Genomic DNA, 14019 nt, shown 5'->3' on the forward strand with positions numbered 1-14019 from the left:
CCATTGACCACCCAGTACAGCACCAGGCCGGACGGCATGAAGGCCATCATGACGCCGAACACCAGCGGCATGAACTGCATCATCTTCTGCTGCATCGGGTCCATGCCCGGTGCTGGCGTCAGCTTCTGGGTGAACCACATCACCGCCACGTTGATCACCGGCAGGATGAAGTACGGGTCGCGGGCGGTCAGGTCCTGGATCCAGCCGAACCAGGGCGCCTGGCGCAGTTCGACCGATTCCACCAGCACCCAGTACAGGGCGAAGAAGATCGGCATCTGGATGAGGATCGGCAGGCAGCCGCCCATCGGATTGATCTTTTCCTTCTTGTACAGCTCCATCATCGCGGTCTGGAACTTCTGGCGGTCATCGCCATAGCGTTCCTTCAGCTGTGCGATGCGCGGCTGGAAGCGACGCATTTTGGCGCCACTCTTGTACTGCGTCGCCGACAGCGGGTACAGCACGATCTTCAGCAGCACCACCAGGCCGACGATGGCCCAGCCCCAGTTGCCCACCAGCTTGTGCACCTGGTTGAGCACCCAGAACAGGCCCTGGCCGATCACCGCCATCATCGAGAAGCGGCTGTAGTCGACCACACGGTCCAGACCCGGCACGTCTTCCTTGGCGATCAGGTTGACCAGCTTCGGGCCGACCCACAGGCGGGCCTCGGTGCTGGTGGACTGGCCCGGGGCCACGGTGAAGGCCGGGCCACGCGCTTCGATCAGGTCACGACCGGCCACCTGCGACAGCACGTAGTGTGCGGTCTGGTCCTTCTGCGGGATCCAGGCGGTGAAGAAGTGGTGCTGCAGCATCGCCAGCCAGCCGCCGGTGATGTTCTGGTTCAGCGCGCCATCGTCCAGATAATCCTTGAACGCACGACGCTGGTACTTCTTGTCGTTGTCGTACCAGGTGGCACCGTTGAAGCTGAACGAGTCCGGGTTGGTCATGCTCCGCGACAGGATCGTAGGGCTGCGGTCCAGGGTGCGGTAGACGTAGCCGTTCCACGGCGCGGCGCCGGCATTGCTGACTTCATCCTTGAAGCGGATCGCATACTCGTTGCGGCCCACGATCAGGGTGCGCTTGATGGTCACGCCGTTGTCGGCGGTCCATACGAACGGAACCTGCAGTTCGTTCTGGCCCTTGGCCAGCACGAAGTCGCGGGTGTCACCGACCAGCTTGAAACCGTCGGCACCCGGCACCGGGGTGTTCTTGTCTTCGCTGGCCCAACCGCTGATCGCGCTGTAGGGATGCGCGGGATCTTCGGTCAGCAGGCGCACCGGCGGGCTGCCTTCGTCCTTGCTCTGCGGGAACTGCAGCAGTTCGGCGTCGAGCACGCGGCCGCCATCGAGCTTCAGGCGCAGCACGTCGGTGGTGATGGTCACGGTCTGTGCGGACGGGGTGGCGCTGGCCTGGGCCTGTGCAGCGGCCTGACCCGGGGCACCGGGAACCTGCGCGCTGGGGATGCTGCCCGGGGACGCGCCGGGGACGCTCTGGGCGGCGGCCGGGGCCGAGCTGGTCGTCGGCGCCGGGGTCGGGGCGGACTTCTCACGGCTCCACTCCATCCACAACAGCACGGCCACCATCAGCCAGGCAAAGATCAGGAAAACACGGGTCTGGTTCATCAGCAGGCAGGCTCAGCGGGGCCGGGACGCGGTGCCGGCTCGGTGACGGAGGAAATGGCAATGCCATCAGGCGGCGGCATTGTGCCGTCCACGCCCGGCGCGGGCAATGCGCGCAGGCGCCGCAGCAGGCGCAGGAAGGCCTGGCGGATATCTTCGTTGCTGGCATGACGCGCAGCAGTACGAGCCACGACGACGAAGTCGCCTGGCTGTATGTCGGTTCGTGTCTGACGCAAGGCGTCGCGCAGGACGCGCTTGATCCGGTTACGCCCAACGGCGTGAGGATCGACCTTGCGGGAAACCGCCAGACCCAGCCTGGCCGGCCGGTCAGCCGGTAGCCAGTGCAGGGTCATCAGCGGATCGGACACACGGCGGGCGCCGTTGAAGACCGTTGAATATTCGGCACGCGTGCGAACCCGCGCAGAGCGAGGGAATCGCTTGCGCGGGTCTGCAGTATTCACTGTCGAATGGATTGCGTCTGCCGCTGGATGCGGCATGGCAATCAGGCGCTCAGGACTTTGCGGCCCTTGGCGCGGCGACGCGACAGGATCTTGCGGCCGTCAGCGGTCTTCATACGGGCACGGAAGCCGTGGTCGCGCTTACGCTTGAGGTTGCTGGGCTGGAAGGTGCGCTTGGTGGCCATGTGGGCCTCTCGTATGAATGGGACGGAAAGAACCGGAAATTTTAGAGAGGTGTCCCCCCTCCCGTCAACCCCTGTCTGCTACGCCAATTCACCGGGCTGTGCAATAGCTGTGGATCTTTTTGTGAATAAGTAGGGGACAAGCATTCCGAAGGCGGGCGCTCGGTGGTAGGCTGAGCCATCCATTTCCCCCCTTTCAGGCCTGTGTTTGGGCGCCTTTTCGCGCCTATGCATCGGCCACCGGACAATTATTGCTGATGGATGCCTGGTCACGTAGTCTCGAGCGACTCGAGGCGGAGTTCCCGCCCGAGGATGTTCACACCTGGTTGAAGCCGCTGCAGGCAGATCTGCGCGCTGACAGCCTGGTGCTGTATGCACCGAATGCCTTCATTGTCGATCAGGTGCGCGAACTGTACCTGCCGCGGATCCGCGAGCTGGTTACCCACTTTGCCGGTTTCGGCGACGTATTTCTTGAAATCGGCTCGCGTCCGCGGCCCGTGGACGCGCAGATCGCGCCGGTTTCCAGCCATTCGGCGCAGGCGCCAGTGCAGCCGCAGGTTCCCTTTGCCGGCAACCTGGACAACCACTACACCTTCGCCAACTTCGTGGAAGGCCGCAGCAACCAGCTGGGTCTGGCCGCAGCATTCCAGGCGGCGCAGAAGCCGGGCGACCGCGCGCACAATCCGCTGCTGCTGTACGGGGGCACCGGCCTGGGCAAGACCCACCTGATGTTCGCCGCAGGCAACGCGATGCGTCAGGCCAATCCGGCCGCCAAGGTGCTGTACCTGCGTTCGGAACAGTTCTTCAGCGCGATGATCCGGGCCTTGCAGGAAAAGACCATGGACCAGTTCAAGCGCCAGTTCCAGCAGGTCGACGCGCTGCTGATCGATGACATCCAGTTCTTCGCCGGCAAGGATCGCACCCAGGAAGAGTTTTTCCACACCTTCAACGCGCTGTTCGATGGCAAGCAGCAGATCATCCTGACCTGCGACCGCTATCCGCGCGAAGTCGAAGGCCTGGAAGCGCGCCTGAAGTCGCGGCTTGCCTGGGGCCTGTCGGTCGCCATCGAGCCGCCGGACTTCGAGACCCGCGCGGCGATCGTGCTGGCCAAGGCCCGCGAGCGTGGTGCCGAGATTCCCGATGACGTTGCGTTCCTGATTGCCAAGAAGATGCGCTCCAATGTGCGCGACCTCGAGGGTGCGCTGAATACCCTGACCGCCCGCGCCAATTTCACCGGCCGTGCGATCACCACCGAATTCGCCCAGGAAACCCTGCGCGACCTGCTGCGCGCCCAGCAGCAGGCGATCAGCATTCCCAACATCCAGAAAACCGTTGCCGATTACTACGGGCTGCAGATCAAGGATCTGCTGTCCAAGCGTCGGACCCGGTCGCTGGCCCGTCCGCGCCAGGTTGCCATGGCGCTGACCAAGGAACTGACCGAACACAGCCTGCCCGAAATCGGCGACGCCTTTGCCGGTCGCGATCACACCACGGTGCTGCATGCCTGCCGGCAGATCCGCACCCTGATGGAAGCCGACGGCAAGCTCCGCGAGGACTGGGACAAGCTGATCCGGAAGCTGAGCGAATGATGCACGTACGCCGATAAGGCGTCACCGCATAAAACGGTGCAGAATCCGGTAGTAAGCGCGGGACAGGGTGTGGATAAAAACGCCGTTGGATTTCCCGGAAGATTTATCCACAGCTTTCCCCACCCCTTGGGGGCTGGTAATGCAGAGGGTTTCGAAGCCTGAAACCCTTTTGTTTACAAAGACTTAGCTGTGTTTTCCAGCGATTCTGGCTCTACCAGCACCACCAAGCTTTTGATTTATTCCACATTTTTTTAAAGCATAGGGGCACGGAACCACATGCGTTTCACACTGCAGCGCGAAGCCTTTCTCAAGCCGTTGGCACAGGTCGTCAACGTGGTCGAACGCCGCCAGACCCTTCCGGTTCTGGCCAATTTCCTGGTGCAGGTGCAGAACGGCCAGCTGTCGCTGACCGGTACCGACCTGGAAGTGGAAATGGTGTCGCGGATCGCGGTTGAAGATGCCCAGGACGGCGAAACCACCATTCCCGCCCGCAAGCTGTTCGAGATCATCCGCGCCCTGCCTGATGGCAGCCGGATCACCGTCTCGCAGACCGGTGACAAGATCACCGTGCAGGCAGGACGCAGCCGCTTCACCCTGGCCACCCTGCCCTCCAACGACTTCCCGTCGGTGGACGAAGTGGAAGCCACCGAGCGTGTGGCGATCGGCGAAGCAACCCTGAAGGAGCTGATCGAGCGCACTGCGTTCGCGATGGCCCAGCAGGACGTGCGCTATTACCTCAACGGCCTGCTGTTCGACCTGCGCGGTGATGCGCTGCGCACCGTCGCCACTGACGGCCATCGCCTGGCCCTGTGCGAAACCGATCTGGCCAAGCCAAGCGGTTCCAAGCGCCAGATCATCGTGCCGCGCAAGGGCGTGACCGAACTGCAGCGCCTGCTGGAAAGCGGTGATCGCGAGATCGAATTGGAAGTCGGCCGCAGCCACGTTCGCGTGAAGCGCGACGATGTCACCTTCACGTCGAAGCTGATCGACGGTCGCTTCCCGGATTACGAGGCAGTGATTCCGATTGGTGCCGACCGCGAGGTGAAGGTTGATCGCGAAGCACTGCGTGCCTCGCTGCAGCGTGCTGCGATCCTCTCCAACGAGAAGTACCGCGGCATCCGCGTGGAAGTTTCGCCGGGCAACCTGAAGATCAGCGCGCACAACCCGGAGCAGGAAGAAGCCCAGGAAGAGATCGAAGCCGACACCACGGTCAGCGACCTGGCCATCGGCTTCAACGTGAACTACCTGCTGGATGCCCTCTCCGCCCTGCGCGACGAAGAAGTGATCATCCAGCTGCGCGACTCCAACTCCTCGGCGCTGGTGCGTGAATCGAGCAGCGAGAAGTCGCGTCATGTGGTGATGCCGTTGCGTCTCTGACAGCTTCGCCGTTCCACGTGGAACACATGGACGCCCGGGAGATCCGGGCGTCTTTTTTTTGTTCCACGTGGAGCATCGTTGCGAATGCCACCGCCGCCCTCGTGGCTCCTGCCGATGAGAGCATCCGCGTTGCCCTGATTGATTGTCGGCGCATGGAACCCATGGTCCGGCGAATCCAGTTGTGGAATCCACGTGCTGAGATGACGAGACACGTTGGATATGAGCACTCAGCGGAATCCGATGCAGCAGCTTCCGCCTGAGTGCTGACCTATCTGTCCACAGGCCTCATTCGTGGGAATTCGGAGCTTCCCTAGCTTCTAAATCTGGGTATAAATCAAAAGCTTGGTGGTGATGGTAGGGCCAGATTTTATGTAAAAGTAGGCTATGTTGATGATTTGGAAGGGTTTTATAGGGCTGAAACCCCCTGTATATAGGCCATCAAGCCTGGGTGGGAACCTGTGGATAGTTTTGCAGCCAAGGGAAAGTGCCTTTTTTATCCACAGTTCGCCCACACCTTGTGTATAAGTCATACAGGCCCGCTGTGGATGGCGTGGAACTGCCGCGTTGAATTTCTTGAAATCTGTGGAACCTGGCAGGGGCGTTGATCGCAGATTTCAAGGAATTTGAGCAGCACTGGCTGCGACCTCGGTGCGAAGTCAGGCCGTGAGCCGGAGCCACGGTCTTCGGAATGGTGAAATCTGGACGCCTCGAGCCTTGGCTTCCTGCTGGATTTGAACGATCTCGGCCACTGTCTCCGGTAGCCTCCACACCGGCAGGCCCCCGCCACGTGGAACCGTGTTCTCCAAGGCTGCAACCAGCCGCTGATGTCGGTCCACATCCATCCACGATGGCTGGCTTGACCAATGCAGTAAGCTGGGTGATTCCCCGCCCCTCTACCGCCATGTGCGGATGGTCTGTCGCATCCCATGCAGATTCGTCGTCTTGCCCTCCACCAGTTGCGTCGTTTCGATGCGGTGGAGCTGTCGCCCCAGCCAGGGGTGAATCTGCTGACCGGTGACAACGGCGCTGGCAAGACCAGCGTCCTTGAAGCGTTGCATCTGATGGCCTATGGGCGGAGTTTCCGCGGGCGGGTACGCGATGGCCTGGTGCGTCAGGGTCACGAAGCCCTGGAAGTCTTCGTGGAATGGGACGAGCAACGCGGTGATCTGCCCGCGCAGAGGCGAAAAGCAGGGTTGCGGCATAGTGGGCAGGAGTGGAAGGGGCGGCTGGATGGCGAAGACGTCGCCCAACTCGGAAACCTGTGTGCCGCCCTGGCGGTGGTGACCTTCGAACCGGGCAGTCACGCCCTGGTGAGTGGTGGTGGCGAACCGCGTCGGCGCTTTCTGGATTGGGGCCTGTTCCACGTGGAACCAGACTTTCTCTCCTTGTGGAGACGCTATTCGCGGGCGTTGAAGCAGCGCAATGCCCTGCTCAAGCAGGGCGGGCCGTCGCGGATGCTCGATACTTGGGATCACGAGCTGGCCGAGGCGGGAGAACCGCTGACCAGTCGTCGGCAGCACTACCTGGAGCGGCTGCAGTCCCGAACGATCGCATTGGCCGAGGCATTGGCTCCGCAACTCGGAATCGTCGGCCTGAATCTGAGCCCCGGCTGGCGCCGACACGAGGTTCCGCTGGCAGATGCGCTTCTGCTGGCGCGCGATCGCGACCGTCAGGCGGGTTACACATCGCTTGGCCCGCACCGGGCGGACTGGAGCGTCGCGTTCCAGAGCATCCCAGGGCGCGATGCGCTGTCACGCGGCCAGGCCAAGCTCACCGCCCTCGCCTGTCTGCTGGCGCAGGCGGAGGATTACGCCGAGCAGCGTGGCGAGTGGCCCGTCATCGCGCTCGACGATCTGGCCTCGGAGCTGGATCGCACCCACCAGGCCCGGGTATTGCACCGCCTGTTGGCAGCGCCGGCGCAGATATTCATCACCGCAACAGAAACGCCCGCAGCACTGGAGACTCTGAGCAACATCACCCGGTTCCACGTGGAACATGCACAGATTGTGGCTGTGCCATAGTGGGCACGGCAAGGCCGCTCAGCCCCGGCTGGTATAATTCAGGCTGCTATCCCTTCATTCTCGGCACATCGCTAAAAGCGGTGTCCGACCTGCGGAGCCTACGGCAAGCGCAATGACCGACGAACAGAACACCCCGGCAAACAACGGCAACTACGACGCCAACAGCATTACGGCCCTGGAAGGCCTGGAGGCTGTCCGCAAGCGCCCAGGCATGTACATCGGCGACGTCCATGACGGCACCGGCCTGCATCACATGGTGTTCGAGGTCGTCGACAACTCGATCGACGAAGCCCTCGCCGGCCATGCTGACCACGTGTCGGTGACGATCCATGCCGACGGCTCGGTTGGAGTGTCCGACAACGGTCGCGGCATCCCGACGGGCAAGCACGAGCAGATGAGCAAGAAGCTCGACCGCGACGTGTCTGCTGCCGAAGTCGTGATGACGGTCCTGCACGCAGGCGGCAAGTTCGACGACAACAGCTACAAGGTTTCCGGCGGCCTGCACGGCGTGGGTGTCAGCGTGGTCAACGCGCTGTCGCAGAAGCTGGTCCTGGATATCTACCAGGGCGGTTTCCACTACCAACAGGAATACGCAGACGGCGCAGCGCTGCACCCGCTCAAGCAGGTCGGCCCCAGCACCAAGCGCGGTACCACCCTGCGCTTCTGGCCGTCGGTAAAGGCTTTCCACGACAACGTGGAATTCCACTACGACATCCTGGCCCGTCGCCTGCGCGAATTGTCCTTCCTCAATTCCGGCGTCAAGATCGTGCTGGTGGACGAGCGTGGTGATGGGCGCCGCGACGACTTCCATTACGAGGGCGGCATCCGCAGCTTCGTGGAGCATCTGGCGCAGTTGAAGACGCCGTTGCATCCGAACGTGATCTCGGTAAGCGGCGAATCCAACGGCATCACCGTGGAAGTGGCGTTGCAGTGGACCGACTCCTACCAGGAGACGATGTACTGCTTCACCAACAACATTCCGCAGAAGGACGGCGGTACCCACCTGGCCGGCTTCCGTGGCGCGTTGACCCGCGTGCTCAACAATTACATCGAGCAGAACGGTATCGCCAAGCAGGCCAAGATCAACCTGACCGGCGATGACATGCGCGAAGGCATGATCGCGGTGCTGTCGGTCAAGGTGCCGGACCCGAGCTTCTCCAGCCAGACCAAGGAAAAGCTGGTCAGCTCGGATGTGCGCCCGGCCGTGGAAAGCGCATTCGGCCAGCGCCTGGAAGAGTTCCTGCAGGAAAACCCGAACGAAGCCAAGGCCATCGCCGGCAAGATCGTCGACGCTGCCCGTGCCCGCGAAGCCGCGCGCAAGGCGCGTGACCTGACCCGCCGCAAGGGTGCGCTGGATATCGCCGGCCTGCCGGGCAAGCTGGCCGACTGCCAGGAAAAGGATCCGGCGCTGTCCGAACTGTTCATCGTCGAGGGTGACTCGGCAGGTGGTTCGGCCAAGCAGGGTCGTAACCGCAAGAACCAGGCGGTGCTGCCGCTGCGCGGCAAGATCCTCAACGTGGAACGTGCACGCTTCGACCGCATGCTGGCGTCCGACCAGGTGGGTACGCTGATCACCGCGCTGGGCACCGGCATCGGTCGCGACGAGTACAACCCGGACAAGCTGCGYTACCACAAGATCATCATCATGACCGACGCCGACGTCGACGGCGCGCACATCCGCACCCTGCTGCTGACGTTCTTCTACCGTCAGATGCCGGAGCTGATCGAGCGTGGTTATGTCTATATCGGCCTGCCGCCGTTGTACAAGATCAAGCAGGGCAAGCAGGAGCTGTACCTGAAGGACGATCCGGCGCTGGACAGCTATCTGGCCAGCAGCGCAGTGGAGAACGCGGGGCTGGTGCCGGCCAGCGGCGAGCCGCCGATCGATGGCGTGGCGCTGGAAAAGCTGCTGCTTGCCTACGCTGCCGCGCAGGACACGATCAACCGCAATACCCATCGTTACGACCGCAACCTGCTCGAAGCGCTGGTCGACTTCATGCCGTTGGAGCTGGAAAACCTGCGCAACGCAGGTCCCGGCGAAGGCCTGGACGCGCTGGCCAAGCACCTCAACCAGGGCAACCTCGGCAGCGCCCGTTTCACCCTGGAACTGCAGGAACCCAACGAGCAGCGTCCCGCTGCGGTGCTGGTCACGCGCAGCCACATGGGCGAACAGCACATCCAGGTGCTGCCGCTGTCCGCGCTGGAAAGCGGCGAGCTGCGTGGCATCCACCAGGCAGCGCAGCTGCTGCACGGTCTGGTCCGCGAAGGCGCGGTCATCACCCGTGGCGCCAAGTCGATCGAGATCGAGTCGTTCGCGCAGGCCCGCAACTGGCTGCTGGACGAAGCCAAGCGCGGCCGTCAGATCCAGCGATTCAAGGGTCTGGGCGAAATGAATCCGGAACAGCTGTGGGACACCACCGTCAATCCCGATACCCGTCGCCTGCTGCAGGTGCGTATCGAAGATKCGGTGGCCGCTGACCAGATCTTCAGCACCCTGATGGGTGATGTGGTCGAACCGCGCCGCGACTTCATCGAAGACAACGCGCTGAAGGTCGCCAACCTGGATATCTGACACAATCGGATGGTGGCCGGCGCGCGGGGAGGCGCGYCGGCTTTTGTCCCTTGATCGCAGGTAATCGATGTCCGCTTCCGCCCCGGTTTCCGCTCCGCCGCCGGTTCCACCGGCTACTGTCACGCCCCGCGCCTCCTCGCCGCTGGCGGGCTTCTTCATCGATCTGGGAATCGCTGCCGTCACCCTGTTCGGGCTGAGCCTGGTGGGCGGGCTGATCTGGGGACTCTATCGCGGCATCGTTGTGGGATACGCCAGCGCCAAATCCGGCGGTGGCACGCCTGACCCGGCAGCGGTCACCCAGCAGCTCGGCCAGCCCGGTGCTCTTGGGCAGATCCTGATGGCACTGGTCGCTACCGGCGGCGCAGCACTGCTGGTGTATTTCTGGCGCCGACCGGCCAACGCTGCCGAACGCCAGCGTTCACGGGACGCACTCCGTCGCCCCTCCACCTGGGGTTGGACCCTGCTGGTGGCCAGCGCGATCGTGATCGGCAGTAACGGTATCGCCTTCGTGGCCAAGCAGATGGGCATCGAGCCGGTGCCGACGAATCTCGAACTGATGCAGAACGCGGTTGCCCGTTTTCCGCTGTTCCTGACGTTGTTCGCCGTGGTACTGGCACCTGCCTACGAGGAACTGCTGTTCCGCCGGGTGCTGTTCGGGCGCCTGTGGCAGGCCGGACGGCCGTGGCTGGGGATGATCCTGAGCAGCCTGGCGTTCGCGCTCATCCATGAAATTCCCGGTACCAGCGCCAATGGCCCGGCCGAGATCGCCCAGCTATGGCTGGTCTATGGCGGCATGGGCGCCGCGTTCTGCTGGCTGTACCGCCGCACCGGCACCTTGTGGGCGGCGATCGCCGCACATGCACTGAACAATGCCGTGGCGCTTGCGGCCCTGGTGTTTTTCGGGGCAACGTAAGGCGCTGTCCGCTTGACGAAAGATTAAGCAGACCCGTTACACACTGGGCTTCTGAACACGGGGGTGGGTCCATGAAACAACTGCTGCTGGCCATCGTCATCACCACTCTGGTCAGCGCCTGCGCGACCACCACTTCACCCACTGGCCGTCGGCAGATGGTGGGCGGTGTGTCGCAGGCGCAGCTGGACCAGCTGGGTGCGCAGGCGTTCGCCGAAACCAAACAGAAAGAGAAGATCAGCAGCGATGGCCGCCAGAACGGCTACGTGCAATGCGTGGTCAACGCGCTCGTTGCACAGCTGCCGCCTCAGTACCGTGGCGTACGGTGGGAAACGGCGGTGTTCGTCGACAAGGAACCCAATGCCTTCGCCCTGCCCGGCGGCAAGGTCGGGGTCAACACCGGCATCTTCAGCGTTGCCAAGAACCAGGATCAGCTGGCAGCGGTGATCGGCCATGAAATCGGCCACGTGATCGCCCGCCACCACGAAGAACGCATCACCCGACAGATGGGCGCGCAGACTGGATTGGCGGTGCTGGGCGCGCTGGCCGGCGCCTATGGCGGCGAAGGTGCAGCCAGTACGGTCAACCAGCTGGGCGGGATGGGGGCGCAGACCGCGTTCCTGTTGCCCGGCTCACGCACCCAGGAGAGCGAGGCTGACGTGATCGGTCAGCGGTTGATGGCCGAGGCCGGATTCAACCCCGCCCAGGCCGTCGATCTGTGGCAGAACATGATGGCCGCCAGCGGCGGTCGCAGCCCGCAATGGTTGTCGACCCATCCCGATCCAGCCAATCGGATCAGGGAGTTGCAGCGTGATGTGCCGGCGCTCGGCCCCGTCTACCAGCAGGCGCAGGCGGCCGGACGCCGGCCAAAGTGTGGCTGAGTGCGCAGATTCATGCTGTATTGCAGCACATAAAACGATTTCTCACGCCATCTGTTTCTGATACGTTTGGCGGCTCAGATTTTTCTGACAGTCCGACTTTGCCGCTACCGGCGGTTCGATCGAGGTGAACGATGATTTTCCGTAACCACAAAGCTGTGCTTTCCGTCCTCATCGCCACTGCCCTGACCGGCGCCGTGGTCACCGACGCGTTCGCGCAGTCCTCGCGTTCGTCCGAGCGTGGCAACCGTGGCGGCAAGCAGGCCAAGGCCGAAGTGCTGTTCCCGAACGCGACCCGCCAGGAACCGGCAGCGAAGTCGTCGGCCAAGCTGGGCAGCAAGCTGCAGAAGATGATTGACAGCTACAACAAGGAAAAGTTCCCGGAGACCCGCACGCTGGCCGACGAGATCCTGGCCACCGACGGCGCCAACGAGTACGACAAGTCGCTGGCCGCGCAGCTCGCCTCCCAGGCCGCCTACCAGACCGACGACACCGCAGCCGCCATCGCGTACCTGAAGCAGGTGCTGCAGTTCAACGGCCTGGACAACAACGGCCACTTCCAGTCGATGCTGATGCTGGGCCAGCTGCAGATCCAGGAAGACAAGACCGCTGAAGGCCTGGCGACCCTGGACAAGTACTTCGCCGAGAGCAAGTCGACCAAGCCGGAAGAGCTGATCATCAAGGGCCAGGCGCTGTACCAGCTGGAGCGCTACCAGGAAGCGATCCCGGTGCTGAAGCAGGCCATTGCCGGCGCTGCCGAGCCGAAGGACAACTGGAACCAGCTGCTGATGGCCGCACTGTCCGAAGCCGGCCAGACCGGTGAGGCCGTGCAGGCCGCCGAGGCGCTGGCGGCCAAGAACCCGAACGACAAGAAAGCGCAGCTGAACCTGGCCAACATGTACATGCAGGCCGATCAGATGCCGAAGGCCGCCGCGGTGATGGACAAGCTGCGCAGCAGCGGCCAGCTCACCGAAGAGCGCGAGTACAAGCAGCTGTACTCGATCTATGCCAACACCGAGAACAAGGAAAAGGACGTCATCGCGGTCATCAACGAGGGGTTGCAGAAGGGCATCCTGAAGCCGGATTACCAGGTCTACCTGGCACTGGCCCAGTCCTACTACTACTCCGACCAGGTGCCGCAGGCGATCGATGCGTGGCAGAAGGCCGCCCCGCTCTCCAAGGACGGTGAGACCTACCTGAATCTGGCACGCGTTTTGCACAGTGAAGGTCGTGTCCCGGAGGCCAAGCAGGCCGCCCAGCAGGCGCTGGCGAAGGGCGTGAAGAACCAGGCGGATGCCAAGAAAATCATCAACCTGAAGTAAGTAGGAATAACGCCTGAACGCCTGCCCAGTTGATGCGCAAGCGCTCAGGATTGGTATAAGCTTGGAGGTTCCTGCGGTGTCATGCACCGCTGATCAGGGATCCCGCCCCCGGGATTCCGGCCCCACTATTGAGCTCTTGGCGCATGACGGAACAACTAGTCGTTCACCGGTACGAACAACCCGATGACAAGGGGCTGAGCTGGCCTCGCATCGTCGGTATCGCGTTTGTAATCGCCCTGCATCTGGCCGCCTTCATGATGCTCCTGATTCCTGCCGTGGCTCCCAAGGCCGTGGCGGAGAAGGAGCGCAACGTCATGGTGACCATCGTCGACGCACCGCCGCCGCCGCCACCGCCGCCGCCGCCGCCGCCGCCGCAGGACACCCCGCCGCCGCCGGTGAAGAATCTGTCGCCGCCGAAGCCGTCGCCCGTCCCGCCGCCGCCGCAGGCGCCGGTCGTCGACGTGCCGGAACCGCGCCCGAACGATATCGTCACCCCGCCGTCGCCGCCGTCGCCGCCGGCACCGCCGACCTCGATCGAGGCCAGCGTGGACATCTCGTCGAAGGCCATGAATCCGCCGCGCTATCCGCCGGCCGCCTTCCGCGCTGGTATCCAGGGCGAAGTGATCCTGATCATTGATGTCGATGCAAGCGGCAACGTCACCAATGTCACGGTGGAAAAGTCCAGCCGTAACCGCGATCTGGACCGTGCTGCGATGGAAGCTGCCCGCAAGTGGCGTTTCAACGCCGCCGAAGCTGGCGGTAAGAAGGCTGCTGGCCGCGTCCGCGTCCCGGTCAACTTTGCGCTGAACTGATGCGCCCGGGTGGCCGCCTGGCCACCCTCGCCTCCAGTTCGATTGTTTAGCTTAGCTACACCCTTTATCACCACACACAACAAAGGTAAGCGTCATGCTGCAGGAAATTTTCATCGCCGCTGCTGCCGGGGGCAATCCGTCCAACGCCCTGTCGCAGATGGGCTTCGAGCATCTGATCCACGAAATGACCACCAAGCCGGGTGATTTCGCGGTTTCCTGGGTCGTGCTGCTGACCCTGGTCGTCATGTCCGCCATGTCCTGGTACTGGACCGTCATCAACAT

11 protein-coding genes and 1 pseudogene are annotated in these 14019 nt (G+C 63.1%); 9 read left to right on the plus strand and 3 right to left on the minus strand.

Annotation, left to right across the window (positions count from 1 at the left end):
• The 3 genes from yidC to rpmH all read right to left on the minus strand — a co-directional run.
• The coding region (yidC, locus tag AB4Y84_RS02650; protein ID WP_442249737.1) for a membrane protein insertase YidC at positions 1-1619 on the minus strand (1619 nt) is incomplete at its 3' end.
• Positions 1619-2113, minus strand: coding sequence for a ribonuclease P protein component (rnpA, locus tag AB4Y84_RS02655; RefSeq protein WP_025875580.1), 495 nt, complete (start codon positions 2111-2113; stop codon positions 1619-1621). The genes rnpA and yidC, both read right to left, overlap by 1 nt.
• A 5-nt stretch (positions 2114-2118) precedes the next feature.
• Positions 2119-2259 carry a 50S ribosomal protein L34 gene (gene rpmH / locus AB4Y84_RS02660; protein ID WP_006404565.1) on the minus strand — a complete coding sequence of 47 codons (141 nt, stop codon included), beginning with the start codon at positions 2257-2259 and terminating at the stop codon, positions 2119-2121.
• A gap of 254 nt (positions 2260-2513) precedes the next feature.
• Between rpmH and dnaA the strand changes: the two genes are divergently transcribed.
• The 9 genes and pseudogenes from dnaA to AB4Y84_RS02705 form a co-directional block, all read left to right on the plus strand.
• Positions 2514-3845, plus strand: a complete 1332-nt coding sequence (gene dnaA / locus AB4Y84_RS02665; RefSeq protein WP_025875573.1) for a chromosomal replication initiator protein DnaA — start codon at positions 2514-2516, stop codon at positions 3843-3845.
• Between the two features lie 276 nt (positions 3846-4121).
• A complete protein-coding gene (gene dnaN, locus AB4Y84_RS02670; RefSeq protein WP_005411731.1) occupies positions 4122-5222 on the plus strand; it encodes a DNA polymerase III subunit beta in 1101 nt (366 codons plus the stop codon).
• A gap of 926 nt (positions 5223-6148) precedes the next feature.
• Positions 6149-7243 carry a DNA replication/repair protein RecF gene (gene recF / locus AB4Y84_RS02675; protein WP_223497362.1) on the plus strand — a complete coding sequence of 365 codons (1095 nt, stop codon included), beginning with the start codon at positions 6149-6151 and terminating at the stop codon, positions 7241-7243.
• A gap of 112 nt (positions 7244-7355) precedes the next feature.
• Entirely contained in the window at positions 7356-9815 is a 2460-nt protein-coding gene (gyrB, locus tag AB4Y84_RS02680) for a DNA topoisomerase (ATP-hydrolyzing) subunit B (RefSeq protein WP_442249738.1), read from the plus strand.
• Between the two features lie 67 nt (positions 9816-9882).
• On the plus strand, positions 9883-10728 hold the full coding sequence (locus tag AB4Y84_RS02685) for a CPBP family intramembrane glutamic endopeptidase (RefSeq protein WP_032978482.1): 846 nt from the start codon (positions 9883-9885) through the stop codon (positions 10726-10728).
• A 71-nt stretch (positions 10729-10799) separates the two neighbouring features.
• Positions 10800-11606: a M48 family metallopeptidase gene (locus tag AB4Y84_RS02690; protein ID WP_025875555.1), complete on the plus strand. Its 807-nt coding sequence runs from the start codon at positions 10800-10802 to the stop codon at positions 11604-11606.
• A 131-nt stretch (positions 11607-11737) separates the two neighbouring features.
• Positions 11738-12925: a tetratricopeptide repeat protein gene (locus AB4Y84_RS02695; protein WP_033832641.1), complete on the plus strand. Its 1188-nt coding sequence runs from the start codon at positions 11738-11740 to the stop codon at positions 12923-12925.
• Positions 12926-13068: 143 nt separating this feature from the next.
• A complete protein-coding gene (locus AB4Y84_RS02700; protein WP_032951834.1) occupies positions 13069-13737 on the plus strand; it encodes an energy transducer TonB in 669 nt (222 codons plus the stop codon).
• A gap of 94 nt (positions 13738-13831) precedes the next feature.
• Positions 13832-14019, plus strand: a pseudogene (locus tag AB4Y84_RS02705) (MotA/TolQ/ExbB proton channel family protein); the annotation flags it as partial.

Source organism: Stenotrophomonas sp. 2YAF22 (genome assembly GCF_052114665.1).
GTDB classification, from domain to species: Bacteria; Pseudomonadota; Gammaproteobacteria; order Xanthomonadales; family Xanthomonadaceae; genus Stenotrophomonas; species Stenotrophomonas indicatrix.